The sequence below is a fragment of the Pseudarthrobacter phenanthrenivorans genome, assembly GCF_036455295.1.
GTDB lineage: Bacteria > Actinomycetota > Actinomycetes > Actinomycetales > Micrococcaceae > Arthrobacter > Arthrobacter phenanthrenivorans_C.
The window spans coordinates 326,731-347,892 of sequence record NZ_JAYXNX010000002.1 but is presented as its reverse complement, the minus strand read 5'-3'; the positions used below and the strand labels follow the sequence as shown (position 1 = coordinate 347,892).

General features: G+C 61.9%; 22 protein-coding genes and 2 pseudogenes. 7 read left to right on the top strand and 17 right to left on the bottom strand.

The window, feature by feature from the left end; genetic code table 11:
- Positions 1–13: 13 nt before the first annotated feature.
- The 5 genes from VXJ37_RS04000 to VXJ37_RS03980 form a co-directional block, all read right to left on the bottom strand.
- Positions 14–796, bottom strand: a complete 783-nt coding sequence (locus VXJ37_RS04000; RefSeq protein WP_331321759.1) for an ABC transporter permease — start codon at positions 794–796, stop codon at positions 14–16.
- A gap of 86 nt (positions 797–882) precedes the next feature.
- On the bottom strand, positions 883–1,770 hold the full coding sequence (locus tag VXJ37_RS03995; protein ID WP_331321758.1) for an ABC transporter permease: 888 nt from the start codon (positions 1,768–1,770) through the stop codon (positions 883–885).
- A gap of 71 nt (positions 1,771–1,841) precedes the next feature.
- Positions 1,842–3,002 (bottom strand): extracellular solute-binding protein, encoded by a 1,161-nt coding sequence (locus VXJ37_RS03990; protein ID WP_331321757.1) that lies wholly within the window; start codon positions 3,000–3,002, stop codon positions 1,842–1,844.
- A 273-nt stretch (positions 3,003–3,275) separates the two neighbouring features.
- Positions 3,276–3,449, bottom strand: a complete 174-nt coding sequence (locus VXJ37_RS03985; RefSeq protein ID WP_331321756.1) for a hypothetical protein — start codon at positions 3,447–3,449, stop codon at positions 3,276–3,278.
- Between the two features lie 270 nt (positions 3,450–3,719).
- A complete protein-coding gene (locus VXJ37_RS03980; protein ID WP_331321755.1) occupies positions 3,720–5,126 on the bottom strand; it encodes an MFS transporter in 1,407 nt (468 codons plus the stop codon).
- Between the two features lie 118 nt (positions 5,127–5,244).
- Between VXJ37_RS03980 and VXJ37_RS03975 the strand changes: the two genes are divergently transcribed.
- Positions 5,245–5,802, top strand: a complete 558-nt coding sequence (locus VXJ37_RS03975) for a TetR/AcrR family transcriptional regulator (RefSeq protein WP_331321754.1) — start codon at positions 5,245–5,247, stop codon at positions 5,800–5,802.
- A 220-nt stretch (positions 5,803–6,022) separates the two neighbouring features.
- Here the strand turns inward: VXJ37_RS03975 and VXJ37_RS03970 are convergent.
- From VXJ37_RS03970 to VXJ37_RS03950, 5 genes and pseudogenes are all read right to left on the bottom strand, one after another.
- Positions 6,023–6,256, bottom strand: a pseudogene (locus VXJ37_RS03970) (hypothetical protein); the annotation flags it as partial.
- 287 nt (positions 6,257–6,543) lie between these two features.
- On the bottom strand, positions 6,544–7,176 hold the full coding sequence (locus VXJ37_RS03965) for a YoaK family protein (RefSeq protein ID WP_331321753.1): 633 nt from the start codon (positions 7,174–7,176) through the stop codon (positions 6,544–6,546).
- 335 nt (positions 7,177–7,511) lie between these two features.
- On the bottom strand, positions 7,512–8,078 hold the full coding sequence (locus tag VXJ37_RS03960) for a flavin reductase family protein (protein ID WP_331321752.1): 567 nt from the start codon (positions 8,076–8,078) through the stop codon (positions 7,512–7,514).
- Between the two features lie 2 nt (positions 8,079–8,080).
- On the bottom strand, positions 8,081–9,127 hold the full coding sequence (locus VXJ37_RS03955; RefSeq protein ID WP_331321751.1) for a methionine synthase: 1,047 nt from the start codon (positions 9,125–9,127) through the stop codon (positions 8,081–8,083).
- Positions 9,128–9,147: 20 nt separating this feature from the next.
- On the bottom strand, positions 9,148–10,140 hold the full coding sequence (locus tag VXJ37_RS03950; RefSeq protein WP_331321750.1) for a DUF1852 domain-containing protein: 993 nt from the start codon (positions 10,138–10,140) through the stop codon (positions 9,148–9,150).
- A 120-nt stretch (positions 10,141–10,260) separates the two neighbouring features.
- Here VXJ37_RS03950 and VXJ37_RS03945 point away from each other — a divergent pair, with 120 nt between their 5' ends.
- Complete coding sequence (locus VXJ37_RS03945) at positions 10,261–11,202, top strand: LysR family transcriptional regulator (protein ID WP_331321749.1); 942 nt, start codon at positions 10,261–10,263, stop codon at positions 11,200–11,202.
- Between the two features lie 747 nt (positions 11,203–11,949).
- Here VXJ37_RS03945 and VXJ37_RS03940 read toward each other — a convergent pair.
- Complete coding sequence (locus VXJ37_RS03940; protein WP_331321748.1) at positions 11,950–12,417, bottom strand: GNAT family N-acetyltransferase; 468 nt, start codon at positions 12,415–12,417, stop codon at positions 11,950–11,952.
- A gap of 317 nt (positions 12,418–12,734) precedes the next feature.
- Between VXJ37_RS03940 and VXJ37_RS21110 the strand changes: the two genes are divergently transcribed.
- Positions 12,735–13,235 (top strand): PASTA domain-containing protein, encoded by a 501-nt coding sequence (locus VXJ37_RS21110; protein ID WP_369605603.1) that lies wholly within the window; start codon positions 12,735–12,737, stop codon positions 13,233–13,235.
- 94 nt (positions 13,236–13,329) lie between these two features.
- On the opposite strand, the gene VXJ37_RS03935 is transcribed toward VXJ37_RS21110, so the two are convergent.
- Together VXJ37_RS03935 and VXJ37_RS03930 are read right to left on the bottom strand one after the other, a co-directional pair.
- Positions 13,330–13,722 (bottom strand): nuclear transport factor 2 family protein, encoded by a 393-nt coding sequence (locus VXJ37_RS03935; protein ID WP_331321747.1) that lies wholly within the window; start codon positions 13,720–13,722, stop codon positions 13,330–13,332.
- 183 nt (positions 13,723–13,905) lie between these two features.
- Entirely contained in the window at positions 13,906–14,052 is a 147-nt protein-coding gene (locus VXJ37_RS03930) for a hypothetical protein (protein ID WP_331321746.1), read from the bottom strand.
- A 313-nt stretch (positions 14,053–14,365) separates the two neighbouring features.
- On the opposite strand from VXJ37_RS03930, the gene VXJ37_RS03925 reads away from it, so the two are divergent.
- Genes VXJ37_RS03925 through VXJ37_RS03915 form a run of 3 tightly spaced genes read left to right on the top strand, consistent with a single transcriptional unit; the run spans position 14,366 to position 16,816 of the window.
- The gene (locus VXJ37_RS03925) at positions 14,366–15,292 is read left to right on the top strand and encodes an ABC transporter ATP-binding protein (protein ID WP_331321745.1); all 927 of its coding nucleotides are present in this window, start codon (positions 14,366–14,368) and stop codon (positions 15,290–15,292) included.
- A 2-nt stretch (positions 15,293–15,294) separates the two neighbouring features.
- Positions 15,295–16,533: an ABC transporter permease gene (locus VXJ37_RS03920; RefSeq protein WP_331321744.1), complete on the top strand. Its 1,239-nt coding sequence runs from the start codon at positions 15,295–15,297 to the stop codon at positions 16,531–16,533.
- A 52-nt stretch (positions 16,534–16,585) separates the two neighbouring features.
- Positions 16,586–16,816: a hypothetical protein gene (locus VXJ37_RS03915; protein ID WP_331321743.1), complete on the top strand. Its 231-nt coding sequence runs from the start codon at positions 16,586–16,588 to the stop codon at positions 16,814–16,816.
- 420 nt (positions 16,817–17,236) lie between these two features.
- On the opposite strand, the gene VXJ37_RS03910 is transcribed toward VXJ37_RS03915, so the two are convergent.
- On the bottom strand, positions 17,237–17,638 hold the full coding sequence (locus tag VXJ37_RS03910) for a YybH family protein (RefSeq protein WP_331321742.1): 402 nt from the start codon (positions 17,636–17,638) through the stop codon (positions 17,237–17,239).
- An 888-nt stretch (positions 17,639–18,526) separates the two neighbouring features.
- Between VXJ37_RS03910 and VXJ37_RS03905 the strand changes: the two genes are divergently transcribed.
- Complete coding sequence (locus tag VXJ37_RS03905; RefSeq protein WP_331321741.1) at positions 18,527–19,003, top strand: hypothetical protein; 477 nt, start codon at positions 18,527–18,529, stop codon at positions 19,001–19,003.
- Between the two features lie 360 nt (positions 19,004–19,363).
- Here the strand turns inward: VXJ37_RS03905 and VXJ37_RS03900 are convergent.
- The 3 genes and pseudogenes from VXJ37_RS03900 to VXJ37_RS03890 all read right to left on the bottom strand — a co-directional run.
- Positions 19,364–19,535 (bottom strand): annotated as a pseudogene (locus VXJ37_RS03900) (DUF2382 domain-containing protein); the annotation flags it as partial.
- Positions 19,536–19,842: 307 nt separating this feature from the next.
- Positions 19,843–20,100, bottom strand: a complete 258-nt coding sequence (locus VXJ37_RS03895) for a hypothetical protein (protein WP_331321740.1) — start codon at positions 20,098–20,100, stop codon at positions 19,843–19,845.
- Position 20,101: 1 nt separating this feature from the next.
- On the bottom strand, positions 20,102–21,151 hold the full coding sequence (locus VXJ37_RS03890; RefSeq protein WP_331321739.1) for a proline racemase family protein: 1,050 nt from the start codon (positions 21,149–21,151) through the stop codon (positions 20,102–20,104).
- Positions 21,152–21,162: the final 11 nt, after the last annotated feature.

The following is a 21,162-nucleotide window of genomic DNA, read 5'->3' as shown; positions in this document are numbered from 1 at the left end:
TGAGTACGGGCCGCTATTTAATCTGGAATCCTTCGGCGAGCTGGCCACCGAGGATGTTTTTGTGCGCCGAAAGCATGAGCGCGACCGACGGGATGGCCAGCAGGATCGAAAAGACTGCCGCCACTTGCGTGGGATAGTTCAGCACCAGGCTGTACATCTGCGTGGGCATGGTCATGAAGTCCGGTGCACCTACCAAGTACGTGCCCTGGGCTTCGTCGAAAGACGCCAGGAACGACATGACCGCGGCAACGATGATCCCGGGCAGCGCCATGGGGAGTGTCACGGAAGCGAACACGCGAAGTTTGGAGGCGCCGGCGTCGCGGGCAGCTTCCTCGAGGTTCCGCGGCACGGCAGCGAACGCTGCCGCCGGGATCCACGTCATGAACACCACAGTGCCCAGCACATGTACCACCAGGATCCCCAACACCGTGTTCATGAGGTTCAACGCGTAGAAAAGCGCCGCAAGGGTGACGAACAGGCCCATCTTCGGAAACGCATTAGTGGCGAACAGGCTGATCAGGAAGAAACGTCGTCCGGGGAAATCGAAGCGGGCGAACGCATAGGCCGCCGGCAGGCAGATGACTGCCGAAACGAGCACCGTAAGCGGAGCAAAAAACAAGGAGTTCTGGACGGCGATACCGAGCGCGCCATCGTTGAAGACGACCTGCCACCAGCGCAGCGTCCAATCATCAGGCAGGAGATTGGGGAACGTCCAGTTACCGGCGAAGGCGCGCACGCCCAGCCAAAGCAAGGGACCCAGAATAAACACGAGCATCAGGATCACGAACAGGCCCACGAGGGCACTGCGGAGAATCGAGTCCAACGACGGCGGCCGGCGAGTGGAGGAGTCTGCGCGGGCACGGGAAACAGGAGTGATAGACATCAGACTTTCCCTTGTTCCTTGGCGGAACGGAAGTTAGCCCATACATACAGCGCGGCAATTCCAGAGGCAATCACGAAAACCGTGAAGGCCATGACGGCCGACTGCTGCGGCTGATTGAAGGAGGAGAAGTAGTTCGACATGTCCACCCCGAGCATGTTGGGCGAGTTAGGCCCCGTGAAGTAAGGAACGGTGAAGGATCCTACGATGCCAATAGCGGTGAACGTCGTCGCGATGATGATCGGAACGGCAGCCATGGGAATGATGACGGAGACAATCGTCCGTAAGGAGCCAGCGCCGGCGTCGCGGGCTGCTTCAATCATGGCGTTCGGTACCGACTGCAACCCGGAGGAGACCATCAGCACCGCGAAAGGCAGCGACGTCCACACCGAGCCGATGATGACCGCCACCATCGTGAACGCCCACACTGGGAAGTCAAGCCCCACGATCGCGAAGACGCTTCGGAGGAAACCCGTCCCGGAATAGAAGGTCAGGATGGCCCAGGAAGCGATCACCACCGGGATGAACAGCGGCACAATCGCCAGCCCGGAGAGCAGTCGGGCCATCCGGCCACCCTTGAGTTTGAGGTACAGGCCGATCCCCAGGGCCAGAAAGAGGACCGTGATCGTGCTCACCAGCGTCACGGTCATCGTTACCAGGAGATCCCCGAGGAAACGCTGGTTCGAGAACATCTCCTCGTATGCGGCCAGGGTTCCCCACCAGGCGTCGGACTCGTGCACGTTTTGGCCAATCGTGGCTATCGTGCGGTTCAACCCACCGTTCAAGCCGATGCTGAACCCGAAGGCGAGCACGATCGGGAAGCCGACAAATAGAGCGATCAGCAGGATCGGCGGCAACGCCATGAAGAACCCGACGCCGCGCTGGCCCAAACGCTTGGGACGCCTGGCGCGGGCCGGCGGAACTGTTTGTTGCCGTTCCGCCGGCTTGTGAAGCGTACTGGTCACTGGCCTGGAACCTTCTGGTCCCAGAGGTTGTTCAGGTCTTTGCCCATCTGGTCAAAGTAGCCCTTGCGCAGATTGTTGGTGTCTGCGTCTTTGAACTTTTCCTTCACGTCCGCAGGCAGTTTGTCCAGGCTGATGGCAGGGAAGCCGGACATTTCCTTGATGATCATGGTCTGCGCGTCCGGCGACAGGACGAAGTTGGCGAGCTTCAGCGCAGCCTCCTGGCGGGGCGAAGATTTGGGGATGCCCAGGTAGGCGGCGCCGCCGGTAAAGGACGGGTCGCTGATCTGCGTGGCCTTAACCGTGGAAGGGATCTGGCCGTTGGTCAGGCCGGTGATGAACTGGTCTGACCAGACCGGGGCCATCGAGATCTGCCCACTGGCGAGAAGGTCAAGGGTCTGCTTGTTGCCGTTGGGGTAGACGCCGTTCTGGAAGACGGACGAGTTGAGGTCCTTCAGCGTTGCGAAGCCCTGGTCCCAGTACGTCTCCAGATCCTTCTCATAACCCACGGCCATCTTCGCACGGGCGTCGGCCGGGACGAACTTGTCCAGGACGGTGGCAACGAAAGCACCCCCGGACCCGCCCGACTTCGGCGAGTTGTAGGTGAACTTGCCCGGGTTTGCCTTAATCCACGCGAGCAAGTCATCCAGGGTCTTAGGCGGGCTGGCTACTGTCTTTGTGTCGTAGGCCAGAAGCACTGCAGAGCCGCGATACGGGATACCACCCGTGCCGCCGGCTTTGATGACATCCTGAGGGACATCGTTCAGGGCCGGAATCGTCTGGGAGCTCACGGGGGTCAACAAGTTCGCGGCTGAGGCCTTGGGAACAAACCCGCCGTCCACCAAGTCAAAGTCAGGTTGCTTGTTCTGCTCCGTCGCGCTGGTCAGTTTCGCCAGGGTCTGGGAATCGTGCTCACCGTGCAGATCCAGAGTCACCTTCACGTCGTAGCCAGGATTGGCTTTCTCGAACGCCGGGACAAGGCTCTTCTCCCACAAGTTCTGAACATTGGTATCCCCGCTGATAAAGACGGTGACCGTCTTGTCCGGAGAAGCGCCGGTCCCATTGTTCTGGGCCGACGAGGTACTGCTTTGGGCGCAGCCGGTCACAGCGGTAGCTGCAACAACGGCGACGGCGGCCGCTGCCAGAAAGCGGTTGGTCATGGGTATTCCTTCATCTTGTCTCGAAAACTCCCCCAATGCACGGACAAGATTCCCGCCGCAACGTGACTAAACAGGGCATTGGGCATGAACCAGCAGTGAACCGGAAACATAATTTGTGCAATAGTCAGGACATATGGACAAGTGTGCGAAAGCGGCGGTGGACGAGGTCGGGCACCGGCAATAACCCCGATCGCTCCTGCCAGCCGCTGGCCCTAGAGTTGGGGGGCGGCTCAATGGGCAAGGTGTCTCTCTGACCTCGCTCCGCGGCACAATTCAAGGGCCGATACGGAACAGGTTCAGGCCGCGGCCGTGAAACTCCAACTGCTCCGGGGTGACGACGAAGCGGATCCAGGGAGTGCCGGCTTGAAACCGGTAGTTGCTGTAGCCCCCGCCGATGAACTCGTATCGCAGTCCCCGAGCGAAGATGCCGTTATCGGTGTCCTCCACGGAGGTCAGCCTAGGCTCTATTCTGGCCTGCCATAAGGGGCTGCGCCTGGCAGACGGCGGCCCCGGGTAGCGCCCGTGCCGCCTCACACATAGGGTCCAGGACGGTGTTCCGGCTCTAAGGAACTGGGACACCCCGCATAGCTCTTCTGATCACCTTGACGGTAGCGGGCCTCAAAATTGGCGCGGCCTGAACTGGAGCCGTTCGCGGGGACCCCTGGCGTGCTGCGCCTCCATGCTCGTTGCCTCCGCGGGGCGCCCCCCCGTGGAGGGTTATGCCTTGCGTGGTTTGATGATCAGGCCGATGACGGCTGCCAGGGCGAGGGCGGAGAGGATGGTCGCGGACCAGAACCCCGCGCGGCCTCCGGTCAGGAAGTCGCCCGGGGCGGCGAAGGCGGCGTAGGTTGAAGCCACGATCGCCAGTCCGACGGCGCCGCCAAGCTGCTGCATCGTCTGGAAGAGCCCGGATGCGGATCCGGCGTGCTCGGGTTCGACGTTGCGAAGCGCGAGCGTCGTGAGGGGCATGAAGGTCAGGCCGGCTGAGATTCCGGTCAGCAGCAGGGCCGCCATGACGACCGTGAAGGGGGTGTCCGGACCCAGCTGGGTGAGCGGCAGGAAGCCGACGACGCGAAGGGCGGCGCCGAGGATGACGAGGCGTACGGCTCCGAAGCGCTCGACCAGTCGGGGGACGATCCGGGACATCGTGAAGATGCTCAGGGGCATCGGCAGGAAGGCCAGTCCGGTCACCAGTGGGCTGAGGCGCAGATCGCCTTGGAGGTACTGGACCATGAGAAAGAACATCGCCAGCATTCCGGCATAGGTGGCGGCCATCGCTGCCAGCGCCGCGACCCGGCTCGGACTGCGGAGCAGTTGCGGGCGGAGCAGGGGATGGGCGACTCTCCGCTCGGTGAAGGTCAGGATAGCGATCAGTATCGCCCCGACCGCAAGGCCGCAGATCGTGCGCGGACTGGACCAGCCGGCGTCGCCCGCCTGAATGAGGGCCCACACGAGGGCGACGGCGCCGCCTGTCGCGGTTACCGCCCCGACGAGGTCGAAGCGGCCGGGCCGCCGTGGTGTCTCGGTGACAAGGCGGGGCACCGCAAGAAGGACCACGACGCCGATGGGCACGTTGATGAATAGGGTCCACCGCCAGCTTGTCAGGTCGGTGAGCAGGCCGCCGAGAATGAGTCCGAGCGCGCCTCCCATCGACGCGATGGCGGAGAACAGAGCGAGGGCCCTGTTGCGCGCACCTTCGTCCCGCGCGCTGGTTGTGATCAGGGCGAGTACGCTCGGGGCGGCGAACGCGGCGCCGAGTCCTTGGAGTGCGCGGGCAATGACGAGCAGAAGGGGCGAGGTGGCCAGGCCCCCGAGCAGGGAGAAGACAGTGAAGGCGCCGACTCCTATGAGGAAGGTCCGACGCCGGCCGAAGACGTCCCCGATCCGTCCGCCGAGCAGCAGGAGGCCGCCGAAGGCGAGGGAGTAGCCATTCAGCACCCAGCTCAGTTCGGCACGGGAGAAGTGGAGGTCGGTGGCGATGTGGGGGAGCGCGACGTTAACTACCGTCGCATCGAGGACAAGCATGAGTTGGGCAAGCATGACCAGCCAGAGGCCGATGCTGCCAACCCGGGATTCAGCCGGCGCGATGCCTGCAGGCGCGCCAGTGACGGTGGTGGAAGTCATTGGAATGGTGTCCTGTTCTAGCCGAAGGGCTGACGTACACTAAGAGGAGAGATGCTCCGCATAGAACTATACGGAGACACTCTCCGTTTGGCAATAGTGGCTTGAGAGGTGTGTTTCTGTGCGTGCTGACGCTCAACGTAACCGCGACCGGATCGTGGAGGTTGCGCGCGAGCTTTTTCGCGCGAGAGGCTTTGACGCCGTATCCATGGACGAGGTCGCCAAAGGTGCCGGAGTAGGCCCTGGCACGCTCTACCGGCACTTCCCGACCAAAGAGTCCTTGTACGATGCAATCATCGAGGCCTGGTCAGAGAAGGTTAATGGCGCAGTCGACCGGGCTCTTGCCCTCGAAGCCCCGGCGCGGGTTCGGCTATTGGCGTGGCTGTCCGACTACGCGGCGATGCTGACCGAACATAAGGGGGCCGCAGCTCGGATCACTGCGGCGCTCGGCGACCCTGGATCTCCGTTCGCAGCGAAGTGCCAGACGTACCTCGGCGCCAACCAGCGCCTGATTGAGGGGATGGACTCGGCCCTGCGTCCAGGCGCGAACGCCATGCAGATCAGCCGGCTGGTGGGCGGCGTCGCTGCCGTTGCAGACAACAGCGAGCTTCCCGCGGACTCGGTGGCAGCAATGCTCGCAGTTATCGCCGACGGACTGCTCGCCTCCGTAAACGCCTAACTGCCGAAAGGAATGGCCCACTTCTCAGGTGGCGGCGACGGCACCGAGGTCCTTGGCAACGCTCATTTTGGTGAGCATGTAGAAGACGCCACGACGAACGACAGAAAACAACCCCCTTTGCACCCCTCCCGCGCATATCTTGAAGAACCGATAAGTGAGATTCCGCAAAGCTGCTCCGTGGGCTTTGGCTATCTTTATGGTTCGGTCGGTGGTGAGGCCGTCAAACGGGGTGCTCCATGGAGGCCTGCCATCCGAGGTTTTCGCGTGGTCGCTGGTTGAGTTCGGTGGCGACAACACTGAGAGGTGTCCGCCCTATGAACGCCGAGGTCTGTTCCTTTAGGAAAGTACCGGCGGCATTGGAGTGGTCCCACTGCATGCCGTCGGTGTTCTCGTTTGATCCGCGTTGCCAAGGTCTTCCGGGGTCGTAGAAGTACACGAAGGTCCCACGCGTGACTTCGCGGTACACCAGCCAATGCCAAATTCCAGGCAAGGCTCACGTTCCGGCGGCAGCGGGGACTGACGCATGAGTTCGCGGGTATTGATATAGATTCGCCAACACCCAGGACCGCCCGGCTTCGGTGTTGAGGCCCGTTTAACCAGAACGGGACCTGATCGAAGAACAGCGCTTTTTGGCAACGAGCGTTCGGCGCCAGGCCGCCTGGACACATGTTGGTGAAGCTGTGATCGATTCCCCGATCGTCCGTGCTCCGTGGTGCGGTATAGCCGGTGGGACGTACCGCATCAATGCCAGCGGCGACTCCCCAGGACCGTCACAGCGGCCGTGATGGCGATGCCGAGGCCGATCGGGACGCTGAAATGGATCCGGAGCAGGAGCACTCCGATGGCGGCCCCGGCGAACATAGCGAGGACAGCGCCCAGCCGTCGGTTGAGTAACCGGGGCCGTTGCTTGCCCACAAGTGACTCTCCGGCGAGGGAAGTCATGGTGGAAGTAATGACCACTGTGGTCATGTCTCGTACGCCCAAATGCCGCGCAATCAGGGCCTGGGAGCCCATGTGCATGGCGATAACGGCGGCAATAATGACACCAATGGACTGCCAGCCGACGTCTTCCAGGATGAGAGAGATGGCGGCGGTTCCCGACAACGCGATACAACCCGCTGTCAGAAGGAGCGTGACCCTCCGGTTCCAGCCTTTCGGGCTTGACTGGAGCGTAAATCCGGCGACCGCCGCACCGAGGAGAAAGGCGCCAAGTGCTACCAGTGGGCCCAAAGTTGGCAGGTTCGCCGCCCCGGCCAACGCCAACGCAAGAATCACCACGTTGCCGGTCATGTTTCCGGTGAAGACGTGATCAAGTCCGAGGTAACCCACCGCGTCAACCACACCTGTAACGAGCGTGAGGGCCATCATGAGCATCAGTCGGAACTTTTCCGGAGACGCATTTTCTTGCGGGGTAGAGGCGGTTTTGGTACCTGGGCTGGCTACGGCTGATGTCATGGTTTAAGGGATCCTTCATCGTGAGGGGGTGGTCTTTATGACCACCCCCTCGGACATGCTTGTTGGTGGTTTTAGATGGGCTGGGTGGCAGCTCCAGGGTGTCATCGTCAATCAGGCGCTCGGCAGGGATGTGGTCGTTGGCCGTCTGTGCGTCCATGCCGCCAACCACGACGCGCGCGAATGGTGGGAGTTATCCTCCCGCCGTCGTGAGCTGTTCGGCTTGCTGCCTCGCATTGTTGGCGCGGCGCTCAGCCCTAAAGCTTGGAATGCTCGCCCAGGCGGTGCCATGAACGGTTGTGGTAGACCAGAGCGTCGCCGGGTTCGCCCGCCTTGACGTCACGCATCACGCGGGACTCCAGGGCGTGAACGGCGATGATTGTGGAAGTCCCCACCTCCATGCGATCGATGACGGCGCAGCGCACCCAGGCGCGGACATCGTCATACACCGCTTCGCCGGTCGCAAGGGCCGACCAGCGGTGCGTCTGGTCAAAGCGGTCGGCGCCAGGGGTCGCTCCAATCTTCGCCAAGCCGACGTCGTGCGCGTCCAGCAGGTGCACGACGACGGTTTCGGCGCGGGAAAGCACCTCGGACGCAGAGGACAGTGCCGAGACCGAGAAGATCAGCAATGGAGGATCCGCACTCACTGACACGACTGACGATACCGTCAGCGCTACCGGTCCTTCGCCGGCATCCGCCGTGACGACGGCGACACCTCCCGGGTGCCCACGGAACAGTGCTTTGAAGTCGTCGGCCGAGAGGGAGGACGGGAAGCTTTGCCTCGGAGCCTCGAGCCAGGTGTCTGCGGGGTAGGCGTGAAACATCGTTATGACGCTTTGGGGGCGGAGGGGGCGAGTTCCTGGCGAATGATGTTTGTCCCTGCGCTGAGAGCACTCAGCTTGGCCAGTGCGACGTCCCGGGGGAACGGTGCCATGCCGCAGTTAGAGCTGGGGATGAGCTTGTCCGCATCGACGAACTGCAGGGCTTGGCGGAGGGTGTTGGCGACGTCCTCCGGGGTCTCGATGGTCTCGCTTGCGACGTCGATAGCCCCCAGCATGACTTTCTTGCCGCGGAGGAGCTCGATGAGGTCCATGGGCACGTGGGAGTTCTGGGATTCCAGCGAGATGATGTCGATGCTGGAGCTCTGCAGCAGCGGGAACGTTTCCTCGTACTGCCGCCACTGAGAGCCGAGCGTCGCCTTCCAGTCATTATTCGCCTTGATCCCGTAGCCGTAGCAGATATGCACGGCGGTCTCCGCACGCAGCCCTTCGGCCGCTCTCTCAAGCGCAGCCACGCCCCAGTCCTTGACCTCATCGAGGAAGACATTGAACGCGGGCTCGTCGAACTGGATGATGTCAACGCCGGCGGCCTCGAGTTCTTTCGCTTCCTGGTTCAGGATTGTGGCGAACTCCCAGGCCAGCTTCTCGCGGCTCTTGTAGTGGTCGTCGTAGAGCGTGTCCACCATCGTCATTGGGCCGGGAAGGGTCCATTTGATCGGCTTGTCGGTGGTTGCGCGGAGGAATTTTGCGTCGTCGACGAAGACCGGCCGTTCGCGGCGCACCGGTCCGACGACGGTCGGTACGCTCGCGTCGTAGCGGTCGCGGATGCGCACGGTCTTGCGCTGTTCAAAATCGACCCCGCTGAGATGCTCGATGAAGGTCGTGACGAAGTGCTGCCGGGTTTGCTCGCCGTCGCTGACGATGTCGATGCCGCGCCGGCTCTGCTCGTGAATGGCGATGCGCAGCGCGTCCTGCTTACCCTCAAGCAGTGCATCCCCCTCCAGCTTCCACGGGGACCAAAGAGTCTCCGGCTGTGCGAGCCACGATGGTTTCGGCAGGCTTCCGACAAGGGTGGTGGGCAAAAGTGTGTTCATGATGGGCGATTCTCCGTGGGTCAGTTGACGAGGGCGGGGTAGTTGGCGGTCCACTGGTCCAACAGATCCTTGTGGGGCGTGATGAAGTGTTCCTCCGTGTATTTCGCCTGCGTGACCGCGAGCTGACCGCGCTCGACGCGGTCGTAGGCGATCTGGGTCCGCGAGTAATCCTGCTCGCCCAGGCTCGGCTGGTAGACGACGGCGGCGGCGGAGTTCGCGTTGTAGACCTCCGGGCGGTAGATCTTCTGGAACGTCTCCATGGTGCTGATGGTGCCGATGAGCTGCAGGTTGGAGTAGTCATTGAGCAGGTCGCCGCGGAAATAGAAGGCGAGGGGAGCCACGCTGCCGCGGGGCATGAAGTAGCGCACCTTCAGCCCCATCTTTGCGAAGTACGCATCCGTCAGCGAGAACTCGTCCTGCTGGTACTCGACGCCAAGGACCGGGTGATGGTTTCCGGTTCGCCGGTACGTCTTGCTCGTGGAGACGCTGATGCAGACCACTGGCGGTTGCGGGAAGCGTTCCCGGCATACCGGGGAATCCAGGAAGTGCTGGAACAGCTTGCCGTGAAGGTCGCCGAAGTCCTCGGGTACGGTGGGCTTGCCCGAGTCAGCTGCTGCCGCCGGAAGTACGACGCTGAAGTCGAAGTCCCGGACGTAGGAGGAGAAGTTGTTGCCGACAATCCCTTGGTGGCGGACCCCGTTCAGCAGGTCGACGATCTGGATGTCGAGAACCTCGAACAGCGGGAACTGCTGATCCATACCGTCCGCGGTGAGCTGTATCTGCACGGAAACGATCTCAAGCTCGAGCGTGTAGCGGTCCCGGTCCGGGTTGTCCCAGTCTGCGAGATCGTTGAAGCGGCGCCGAATCATGGTCAAGGCGTTGCGGAGGTTCTCCTGGCGGTGCTCGCCCCGTGCCAGGTTGGCGAAGTTCGTGGTGATCCGGGAGCCTTCCGACGGGGAGTAGTCCTCGTCGAAGCGGGTGGTGGTAATGCTGAAGGTGAAATCGTCGGCCATGCGCTGCCAATCTTGGAGATGGGCCGGAGACGGCCTTTCAAAAGGGACGTGTCCATGGTGCAGCCTTTCAAGGGGTATCAAGTAACTAGGCTCTACTATGCATTCATATAGACTTTGCCTATGGCTCAGATTTCCAGCGGACTGACCCTGCAGCAGCTCCGCTACTTCATCGAAGTTGCCGCCGAGGGATCAATCTCCGCGGCGGCCGATCTTCTCTATGTCGCGCAGCCGACCATGTCCGCAGCGATGAAGGACCTTGAGGCACGGGTGGGCCGTGCACTCCTGGTTCGCTCCGCCCGCGGGGTCACCCTCACCGCCGACGGGGTGGAGTTCCTCGGCTACGCGAGGCAGGTGGTCGAGCAGTTCGCCCTCCTCGAGCAGCGCTATCTTGGCCGGCCACCGACACGACGTCTGCTCGGAGTGTCCACGCAGCACTACTCGTTCGCGGTGGACGCCTTCGTCCGGATGGTCAAGGCCACCGAGGTGGCCGAATACGAATTCTCGCTCCGCGAGTCCCGCACCTGGGACATCATCGAAGATGTCCGGACACTCCGCAGCGAGATAGGCATCCTCTACCGGAACGATTTCAACCGGAAGGTCATCGACAAGCTGCTCCGCGAATCCGGGCTCGCGTTCTCTCCGCTGTTCCTGGCCGATCCGCACATTTTTATTTCGCGGAAGAACCCGCTCGCCTCAAAAGAGCGAGCGACTCTGGACGATCTTTCCGGCCTGCCGCGGCTGACCTTCGATCAAGGTGCGAACAACTCTTTTTACTTCGCCGAGGAGATTCTCTCCACCTTGTCCAGCAAGCAGGAGATCCGGGTCTCCGACCGTGCGACGATCTTCAACCTCATGATCGGGCTCCACGGCTACACGATCTCGACGGGCATCATCAGCGGTCAGCTCGACCCGGAGATCGTCGCCATCCCACTCGACGTTGATGAACGCATCGAGATCGGCTGGATCGGCCACGCCGCGATTCCGCTCACCGACCAAGCACAGCGCTACCTCAGGGAACTGCGGGCCGTCGTCGCTGAGTTCGGCGTAGCGCTACTCGACTGACTGCAATTGAGCGGGCGGGTCCGTACCCCTTAGGTGATTGGACGTGTTTGTTGCAGCCGAGGGGCTGAAGGTGTCGTACATGCCGGCTGTCTTTGTTGGCATGGCGGGGGCGCGCCAGCGAGCAATCCGGCCTGTTCCGCGTGGTGGCCGCAGCCATTGCTCCCACACGTTTGACCGAAGAGCTCCGGGACACGCCATTGAGGGGCCATGATCTTGCGGATGGACCAAACCTTGGCCGAGTTCGGTCCCGGATTTGCTTTCGTCGGCCAGCAGTACCCGTTGGATGTCGGTGGCGACGAGTTCTGCACTGATCAGAAATTGCTCAACCACATTTGCTACCGGCCTGAGTGCTGGAAAATTGGACGTAGCGATCAAAAATCTGACCAAAGATCACCCCAGACAGCGACCGATGACACCCGGTGATGTCTTCGATAGAAATGTTCAGCTACGAAACGCTTTGGCTCTGGTCACGAGACGGCAGCTCTCGTAGCTACTTCTACTCTTGTGGTTTGAATGCCGAGGCTGGAGATTGCTTCAAGCTGTCTGGGCCCAACCCTCGCCTGCCGATCAGGTGGCCGAACTGTGGCGACGTGCATCCGTCCGGTGGGGTCACCAGATTATCCACGGCTGGAAGCAGGAGTTGTTGGGGTTGTTCTCTGACAACACGTCTTTAAGGACAGCTACAGCTGGCGGAGCCTCCGAGCGCTGTCATTCGGGCGCCGACGGGGGTGTTGACTTAGTGCGGTCTTAGAGTTCGCGCAGGTAGCACAGCATCCGGTAGTCGGCGCCCGGTTGGAGGTTGGTGAAGCCGTGGCGTTCGTAGAAGCGGCGGGCGTCGGTGTCCACTTCATCGACGTTGATGTGCATTTCCGCTCCGCCGCGATTCCGGACTTCGTGGACCGCGGTTGTCATCAGTGCCGTGCCGATGCCTTGGCCGCGCAGGTGGGGCTGGACGTAGAATTCCTCGAGCTGGGCCAGTGATCCGTTGTAGTAAGGGGTGGGCCTCAGGGTCAGGAACGCCAGACCGGCGGGCGCGAGCGGGGCACCGGCGAGAAGGACAAGAACGTCAGCGCGGGCCAGGAGGACCTTGAATCGAGCGGCAAATTCCACGGCGGTCGGACCTGGTGTTTCAAACTCAGCATTAAAGTCACGCAGCAGGCGCCCGACTACGCCCGCGTGCTCGGTCGATGCAATGAAGACATCCGGGGTGGCCATGTACCAATTGTGCACACCAGCTGATCTTGAGGAACGTTGGCATAGTTGATGCGCCTTGTTAGCCGGACGAGGTGGTTCGCATCGGTTTCGAATTGTCCGTGTCCGGGGCAGGGAACCCCGGTGGTGAAGTGCCTTCGGCCACGCCTCACGGGTGTGGGCCGGCGGTGACTGGGGGTCGGCATCCCTGTCTCCTTGATGCCTTTGGCCGCCGGCCCTTCCCCTATATAAGGTCCTGCCCCCAACAGCGGGATCTTGTCTTCAACGGTAGGGACGGTTCGTAAAGGACGGCGCATGTTCGACATAGGCTTCGCTCAAGTCTGGCCCTCTCCGAGTACCTCACGGCTGCTGCGACGGCCACGGGCAGCACGGGCATTACTGTTCCTGACGAAGTTGGCAAGAGGCTCGACAAGGCTGAGGACGAACTTAAAGGCCTGGGGCTCAAGTACGATGCCACTGATACCATCCAGGGAAAGACCATCATCATGGAATCCAACTGGGAGGTCATCGCCCAGGATCCGGGCGGCGGCACGACCGCGCCGAAAGGCACCAAGGTGAAGCTGGGGGTCAAGCACCTGACTTACACACCGTCCCCGACACCCACACCCACTCCCACGCCGACTCCTGTTCCGGTAGTAGGTGGAGGTGTCGGTGGTGACGTTGACGTGAACGTCAATCCTCCTGCTGTCCCGCAAGTCCCTGTCGCGCCGCCAGCTGCTCCAGACGCGCCGAAGTACGGGATCGTTTGCAAGGACGGCTACCCCTGGCCGGGGACCACTCGCCAAGGAGCCTGTCACGGTCACGGCGGAACCGCCAACTAACGGCGCTACCTCTTAGTGCTGTGGGGCGTCGAGCAACCGATGTGGTTCTCGGGGCGCCGCGGCACGGACCTTGGCAGTGCAGGGCTCGGTGCATTCACGTCCAGAAGTCGTCCGCCTTGGCTGTGTCCTCATGCATTTCGAGGACCTCGGTCACTTTGTCGCCGGAGATGCTGAATACCAGGACCGACCTTTGGCCGATCGACTTGCCGTCGCGCTCGGCAGAGTACGTGTGAATTCCGACTGTGTACTTGTCGCCGGCGGTCACGTCCTCAAGGGTGATCTTGAGCGTCCCGTTGGTGCGGGAAGCAAGCTCGCCGAAGTATGCCAGGATCGCATCCTTGCCCTTTTTATCGCCCGACAGGGGGCCGCTTCCGCCGACATGCCACACCGAATCCTCGGTGTACTGGTCCATGAGCGTGTCCATGTCGCCTGCGATGAACGCTTCATAACCACGCCGGATCACTGCTGCGTTTTCCTCTGATCCCATCTCCCACACCTCTGTCATCATCGTCGGGATCTTGCGAGGAAAGAGTAGGCCCGGTCAGTGACCGCGTCGAGGGTGAGTGGCCCCCTATTTCTCCACTTCTTCCGCCCGCGGTTGGGGTGGGCAGTGTCGAGACACAGAAAAGGCGCGCCCCGTTCGCTGAGCGCGCCTTTCCCGGTATGCCTGTCAGTCCTTGAAGGCGTCCTTGACCTTTTCGCCGGCCTGCTTCACGTCGCCCTTGGCCTGATCAGCCTGCGCTGCACGGTTGTCCACTCCGTGCGGGTTGTGGTTCTGTTTGCCGGCACGTGTCCGGTGGATGCGGTCGTGTTCCATCACGGCTTGCTGGGCGCCGACGATCCGACAGGCTTTTCACGCTTCTTAGGGTGTAGCCGGACCGAAGGTCTCGGTCGCGAACGGCCCGAGCTGAAGTGTGACAGCGTGTTAGCTATCAGGATGATGATCTCTCGTCGCCATGCTCAGCTTTTCTTCTCGGTCACGCCGCCGGCGGCATAACTGGCTGACCCTGCTCCAGGGCATTTTCTCGGGGGTCTTCTGCCTCTGGTGGGGAGCGCGGACGAACTGAAACGATGGTGTGCGGGCCTGCCGGTCCCGGCTGCGCTGTCCCGCTGAACGAAAGGATGAATCTATGTCGTCGGGGGCGGCGGAACCGCTTGTGCACATTCAGGACTTCCGGATGGACTTCGGGGACACGACGGTCATCCGGGATCTGTCGTTTGATGTGCATGCGGGGGAGACGTTCGGGTTTCTGGGCAGTAACGGGTCGGGGAAGACCACGACGCTGCGGGCACTGCTGGGTATTTACAGACCTACGGCGGGGGTCCTGCACGTTGGCGGGAAGGTTTTCGAGCCCAGCGATGGGTCACGACTTGGGTATCTGCCGGAGGAACGCGGCCTGTACAAGAAAGAACACGTCCTGGACGTGATGGTCTACTTCGGCAGGCTCAAGGGCCTGTCCAAGACCGCGGCCCGGGCCTGGTCAGCGAGCTATCTTGAGCGCGTCGGGCTTGCCGACAAAGCCAAAGCCAGGCTCGACAAGCTCTCCAGCGGACAGCAGCAGAAGGTCCAGCTAGGTGTGACCATCATGAACGATCCGGAGCTGCTGATCCTGGATGAGCCGACGAAGGGCTTTGACCCGGTGAACCGGCGGCTGCTGATGGACATCATCGAAGAGCACAAGCGGGCCGGCGCCACGGTCATCATGGTCACCCATCAGATGGAGGAAGTCGAGCGGCTCTGCGACCGGGTGATCCTGCTCAAGGACGGGGTCTCCCGAGCCTACGGCACGGTCGAGCAGGTCCAGGAGGAGTTCGGCGGCACCGTGTACCGGGTCACTTACGACGGCGTCCTGCCTGTGTCCCAGTTGTTCGACGTCGTCTCGGACGATGACGGCCGGGCGGAACTCGCCCCACGGCAGAGCGCCAGCGAAGAGAAGGTCCTGCGCGAGCTCGTGGAAGCCGGCGCGGGAATCAGGTCCTTCACCCCGGCGAGGATTTCCCTGGATGAGATCTTCATCCAGGTCTACGGCGAACAGCATGAACTGGCGGAGGGCTAGAGATGGCACTGGCACAGCACAACCTCGGCACCGTGATCGCGTTCGAGTTCACCAGGACGATCAAGAAGCGCGGCTTCGCCATCGCGACCCTGGCGATCCCGGTCCTGCTCATCGTGGTCTTCGCGCTTCTTTACGCATCCAACACGACGACGAAAAGCAGTGCCGACGCGCAGAGGAACGCCCAGTTCTCCTTCACCTACAGCGACGCCTCCGGAATCGTCGCACCGGCAGGGGCACAGGCTGCGGGTGGGACGCGCACCACCGACCCGACGTCCGCCATCGAGGCGGTCAAGAACGGCAGCTCGGAGGCGTACTTCGAATACCCGGCTGACCCGACCAAGGAACCCGTGAAGGTCTACGGCGCGGATGAGGGCATGTTCGAGAACGGCAAGTACGAGGCCGTGGCCAAGCGGCTGCTCGAAGTCTCGGCCCAGAAACAAATCGGTTCACCCCAGCTCACGGCCGCCTTGACCGGGGCCGTTAAGTTCGACTCGGAAACCTTCAAGGACGGCAGGACAGCCGCCGGTGTCGGCGGGGTCATTCCGCCGCTGCTGTTCCTGGTGGTGTTCTACATTTCGATGATCCTGCTCTCGAACCTGATGCTGAACTCCACCCTGGAGGAGAAGGAAAACAGGGTCACAGAGATGATCCTGACCACCCTGAACCCGACCACGCTGATCACCGGAAAAATCATCTCCATGTTCATGGTCGGGCTGCTCCAGGTCCTGGTGTTCCTGGCACCTGTCGGGCTCGCCTACCTGTTCTTCCGCGACCGGCTCGCGCTGCCGGAGATGGATTTGTCTACCCTGGTCTTCGAACCGGGACCCATGATCACCGGCGCCCTGCTGCTGCTGGACGGGTTCACGGTCTTCACTGGCGTGCTGGTCGCCATTGGGGCGATCATGCCGACCGCCAAAGAGGCAGGGACGATCTTCGGGCCTCTCATGGCGATGATGTTCATCCCCTTCTACACATTCAGCCTGGTCATCTCCAACCCTAAAGCGCTGATCGTGCAGATCTTCACCTACTTCCCGCTGACAGCACCTGTCACCGCGCTGCTCCGCAACGGCTTCGGCACCCTGAACCCTGTCGAAGCAGCCATCGTCATCGTTGAACTGTTTGTGGTCGGGATCCTGATCCTGCGGCTGGCAGTTCACCTGTTCCGGTACGGCTCCATCGAATACGGCCGCAAACTTTCCATCGCCCGGACTTTCCGCCGCAGCGAACTCGCTGCCAAATAGAACAAACACTCGGGGGATGGCCCCGGGTTTTGCCCGGGTGGGAAACTGAGGTGTGAACATCCAACAGTGGTGGCCAAAGCTTCAGCCCTCCACACAGCAGTGGCTGGTGGACAACAACGGCGATGTCGTTCCCCGTGGCATCGTCCTGGAAATTGCGGGTGCCGGCGGCCCACCGGCGCGGGATCCCTGGTGGGATGAAAGCGATGAAGCAGGTGGAGTGGTCCTCCCCGACGAAGCCATTGACTGGATCGAAGCGTCCGCCAACGACGAAGACCCAACATAGCAGTCTCTTACAGCTCCGGGGGAAGCCCTGTTGTGTGATTCCCGGCCGGGTGGATGATTGTCGCATGCAGTGAATTCCGGGCTGGGTGGCAGCCGCTCTCCTCGTCACGATTGTCTTCGGAAGTGTGTACCTGACGTTGCAACATATTGGCCGTCAGGCCTTCAACGCCGCGCCGGGAGCTGGCGCCGCGGCCAGGTCCTGAACATTGGCTTCGAAGCGCTACCGGGCCGCGGCTGGTACTGACCAAAGACAGCGGCATGTTTGTCATCGTCTACGGGCAAGACACTAAACCGGTCTCCACGACGGTGACGCTGCACGTGATGTTCCGGATCTTCCGGCCGGCGTCCTGGACACGACCCCGTGCCGCAGGGGCTGAAGCCGTCACCTGGCAGCCGGAGCGTGCCCTCAGGATAGCTGTCGTTATCCGGCAGGAACGGTGTCAGCGTGACGGTGGGCGACCTTCCATTCGCCATCCTCGCGCCGGTAGACCTGCGTTGCCCGAAGCGTGTAGGAGTTCGGTACCCCGTTCGTAGAAACGGAGGAATGTTCCAAGCCCGCCGTGTACGCCATGTCGCCAATTACGTCGCATGCCTGCATCTCGAACTTCCAGGATCTGCAGTCGGAGAAGCTTCTCTCAAGTAAGGAGAAGACTTCTTCCAGTTCTTGCTGTCCGTAGGCATTGCGCCACGCGCCAAGAATGCTGACCGGTTCATTGCGGGACCAGATGGCGCGACGAGGGTTTGCGTCACCGTTATGGAGAGCTACTTCTGCGTCGTGCAAAGTCGTTTCAACCCAACGAATAAACTCGTCCCTTTGGCTCATGCCGACAAGCTACGCGCACCTGGGCTCACGGGCAAGATCCCGCAGCGCTGACGGAAGACGACCTGTCGTGCCACCCGCCGCTCACCGGCGAGGGCACAGAAAAGCGCGCGGCCCCAAGTGACCGGCGCCGGCTGGGGGTGGGCCCTGAGTCTCCAGAGATTTATCTCAACAGGACCCTCTCGACGCCGGTCACAACTATGCCGGCCCCAGACCGGGAAGACTCTCGTGCGACTCCAACCCATACTAGGGGCACCAGGACAGCCAGCCGAGGGCAAGCTGCCCCTAATTGGACATTAGGGGCTACCGAACGGTCACCGGTCCTCGAGACGGCCCATCCGGTCAAATGGCGGCGGTTGCCGCCGCCGTGGCCCTGCGAATTGCCGTCTTCCATCCCCACACAAAGTGCTGAGTTCCCACCGCAAAGTCCCGGTAGTTCGACCCATACCGCTGGTGGACGAAACGCCTTCCGCTGCATCCAAAGGTCTTCCTAAGGTGTCCCAAAGGTACACGTCCGGGAGAACTCCCCGGGAAGGGCCAGGTCAAGAGGGACCTTCATGGGCACATTCCGGTCGCAGCCGACGAGGCAGCAAGCGCGACAGCGTCCAAGAACCGTATGCCTGTTCCAGCTCCACCAAGGTCAGGGGCGGAGAGCCCAGGCTCGTCCAACAGATTTCGTTTTCCGCTCCTAGTCAGCACCAGATGCAGCAGGTGGTCCGCGATCTCGCTGCCCGTGCATCTGCCCGGCGTCTCCGGGTTTCGTAGTCCTCGCTGAGTGAAGGCGGCGACTGACTTGGTCTGCGCCCAAGAACCCTTCAAAGCCCCAAAGGCTCTTTTCAGGCTGTGTCGATGCGCCTAAGCTGCCCCCACCACCATCCACAGGAGGCATCAATGCGGACAGCAAAAGCACCGGCGGAATCCGAGCAGGTTCGTCGTCTTTCCGAGAACCTCATCTCGCAGCTGGCCAAGGGCAGGGAATGGGCCACCCCTGGCGTCCAGGCAGCCCTCCAGAGAGCGGTTGCCGGGCTGGACACAGGCATCGAAACCGCCTCCCCGCGGCTTCAAGCGCTGCTGCGGCGTTTGGCGGATGAACTGGCCGGCGGCGTGGAAACACTCACACCCAGGGTGCATGAACAGCTGATGCGGGTCGGGCCACGCGCCGCTGCGCCAGCCCCGATCCAGACCAGGAAATCCCCGTCCCGGATCTGGTGGCTGATCACCGGAATCGCCGCAGCAGGAGCCGGGGCGGCAGTGTGGCGGACCATGCACGCTTCCAAGCCCTCATCACCATGGGTCGACACCGAGGAACTGAAAGCCAACCGAACTGATCCCAACGTCGACGCAGACCTGAATCCCGGCCGGATGTAGAAGCGTGTTCCGGGGGAGCCGGCACAAAGATCCGGACGCTGCCACGGCGCCCGGACACCCAACATCAGACGCACAGCTTCGCAGAATCATCAGCGATCCCAGAGGTCCTGACGCCGTTGCCGCCAGCCTGTCCAATGAGGAACTGGCGCAGGTGCTGGACGCTCTTTACCGAAGCCTTGACACTCCCGTGCCTGAGCTGGGGATTGTCTATTGGTACGAGGCGTGCCTTGAGGAGAGTCTGCGCAGGCACGGAACGGAACGGACGGGCTCGGATGAGGAGTCATCCCGGAGATGAAACGCCCCCGGAAGGAGAAGTTCACTCCCGGGGGCGCTGTGTTCAGTCGGCCGACCTGCTACTGATTAGCGGCGGGTGTCGTCGATGCCGTCTGTATCGATGTGTTCCTTGCGGACCTCTTCGCTGACGGTCTTCTCGTCGCGGACAACGTCCTTGTCGAGACGGACCCGCTCGACGGGAACAGCTTCCTTCTCGACACGGGCCGTACTCGTGAAGGACCACCTCAAGTTCCTGTTCCCTGGGCGGCAACAACATGCCTGCCCCGGTTCTGGTGCGGAGCTTCAGATAGATGTCGTCTCACGGTCGTCCGGCTGGGCTTGACGACTGATTTTGTTCTGACGTGGATGGTGTGGACACTTTCCACACTTATGTCTGCTTTGTTTTTCATGCCATATGGGCGCGCAGATATCGACCTGTGGCCCGCATGCGGTGCCTAGACGACAGGTGATCAGGTGCTGTCGGGACATCGAGGACGCTCTGCACCCGTTGACTGGGCCGCGCTCCATAGTCCAAGTAGTGGAGCGGATGTCCTACTCACGTGCGCTTAGGTCTCGGAGCAGCTGACTTTGTAGTGGAACCCGGTGCATTCTTCGGTTGCCCAGGCGTTGTAGAAGTCGGCTTTTTCGTAGAGCCGCCGTCCTTCCACGGGGGAGTAGAGCCAGAGAATTCGTCCGTCGTGGGTGACGGCGTCCACGATTCCCCTGCCCACGGTCGTTCCTTGCTGCCGGATTTCAACATGGGCTTCCGTTAAGGTGCACCAGTCGTCGATTCGTCGGGGTGACACGTCCTTGATCGTGCTCATGTCAGTACTCGGCTTTCCATGGTTTGCCCACGACGAAGCCTTCGGGGAAGGGATCAGTTGGGTCGAGGACAAGTTGGTTTATGGATGTGATCCATGCCCGGCCGGAGACGGACGGAATGACCGCCTGGTACCGGCCGAGCGTGGTGGTGCCCTCGATTTGAGCGTGGAACTGGCTGCCGATGATTGATTCGTGCCGGAACAGCTGCCTTGGTTTTAGCTCACCCCGGGCGTGGAGCAGGGCAAGGCGGGCGGACGTGCCCGTGCCGCAGGGAGAACGGTCCAGGCGGCCAGGCGAGACGACGACGGCATTTGTGGAGCGGAGCATTTCTGCGCCGTCCGGGCCGGGCTCGCGAATCAGGGGGCCGGTGAAGGATGTGTTGGTGATGCCGGGTATCCGTGGATCGGACGGATGGCTGATCTCAAGTTGCTCAGCTGCCGCTTTTTTGATGCGTTGGCCAAGGTCGTACAGCGCTGCCTCCTGGCCCACATCCAACGAGACGCCGATGGATTCGGCATCGACGAAGGCGAAGGTCATGCCGCCGTAGGCGACGTCGATGGTGATCTTTCCCAGCCCCGGCACGTCGATTTTTGCGTCCTGGTGGTAGACAAAGGCCGGCTGGTTGACGAGTTTTACGCGCCCGACCTTTCCAGCTTTACAGTCCGCTTCGATGCGGATGAGCCCGGCGGGCGATTCCAGGACCAGGTTGGTGACCGGCTCAGTCATTGGCAGCATTCCGGTTTCCAGGAGCACGGTTGCTACGCACATGGTGTTGGACCCGGACATGGCAGGATATTCGGTGGATTCGAGGATGATGTAACCGAAGTCCGCGTCCGGGTTGTTGGAGGGCAGGACGACGTTGGCGTTATGCCATACGGCACCGCGCGGTTCGGAAAGCAGTAGTTTGCGAAGGTGATCGAGGTGCTCTGAGAAGTGGAGCATCTTGTCGAACATCGACGCGCCCGGGACGGGCCCGACGCCGCCAACCACCACCTTGCCGGATTCGCCCTCGGCGTGTGCATCCACCACGTTGAGCATGCGGCTGAACCTCATTGATACTCCTA

What these genes read in the sequence shown, in the direction of transcription:
- VXJ37_RS03990 (WP_331321757.1), bottom strand. Translation starts at nt 3,002, where the DNA reads ATGACCAACCGCTTTCTGGCAGCGGCCGCCGTCGCCGTTGTTGCAGCT.
- VXJ37_RS03945 (WP_331321749.1), top strand. Translation starts at nt 10,261, where the DNA reads ATGGCTCAGATTTCCAGCGGACTGACCCTGCAGCAGCTCCGCTACTTC.
- VXJ37_RS03910 (WP_331321742.1), bottom strand. Translation starts at nt 17,638, where the DNA reads ATGAGCCAAAGGGACGAGTTTATTCGTTGGGTTGAAACGACTTTGCAC.
- VXJ37_RS03955 (WP_331321751.1), bottom strand. Translation starts at nt 9,127, where the DNA reads ATGAACACACTTTTGCCCACCACCCTTGTCGGAAGCCTGCCGAAACCA.
- VXJ37_RS03930 (WP_331321746.1), bottom strand. Translation starts at nt 14,052, where the DNA reads ATGGAACACGACCGCATCCACCGGACACGTGCCGGCAAACAGAACCAC.
- VXJ37_RS03965 (WP_331321753.1), bottom strand. Translation starts at nt 7,176, where the DNA reads ATGCTCATGATGGCCCTCACGCTCGTTACAGGTGTGGTTGACGCGGTG.
- VXJ37_RS03895 (WP_331321740.1), bottom strand. Translation starts at nt 20,100, where the DNA reads ATGAGCACGATCAAGGACGTGTCACCCCGACGAATCGACGACTGGTGC.
- VXJ37_RS03935 (WP_331321747.1), bottom strand. Translation starts at nt 13,722, where the DNA reads ATGGGATCAGAGGAAAACGCAGCAGTGATCCGGCGTGGTTATGAAGCG.
- VXJ37_RS03905 (WP_331321741.1), top strand. Translation starts at nt 18,527, where the DNA reads ATGCGGACAGCAAAAGCACCGGCGGAATCCGAGCAGGTTCGTCGTCTT.
- VXJ37_RS03960 (WP_331321752.1), bottom strand. Translation starts at nt 8,078, where the DNA reads ATGTTTCACGCCTACCCCGCAGACACCTGGCTCGAGGCTCCGAGGCAA.
- VXJ37_RS03890 (WP_331321739.1), bottom strand. Translation starts at nt 21,151, where the DNA reads ATGAGGTTCAGCCGCATGCTCAACGTGGTGGATGCACACGCCGAGGGC.
- VXJ37_RS03950 (WP_331321750.1), bottom strand. Translation starts at nt 10,140, where the DNA reads ATGGCCGACGATTTCACCTTCAGCATTACCACCACCCGCTTCGACGAG.
- VXJ37_RS03920 (WP_331321744.1), top strand. Translation starts at nt 15,295, where the DNA reads ATGGCACTGGCACAGCACAACCTCGGCACCGTGATCGCGTTCGAGTTC.
- VXJ37_RS03925 (WP_331321745.1), top strand. Translation starts at nt 14,366, where the DNA reads ATGTCGTCGGGGGCGGCGGAACCGCTTGTGCACATTCAGGACTTCCGG.
- VXJ37_RS03940 (WP_331321748.1), bottom strand. Translation starts at nt 12,417, where the DNA reads ATGGCCACCCCGGATGTCTTCATTGCATCGACCGAGCACGCGGGCGTA.
- VXJ37_RS03980 (WP_331321755.1), bottom strand. Translation starts at nt 5,126, where the DNA reads ATGACTTCCACCACCGTCACTGGCGCGCCTGCAGGCATCGCGCCGGCT.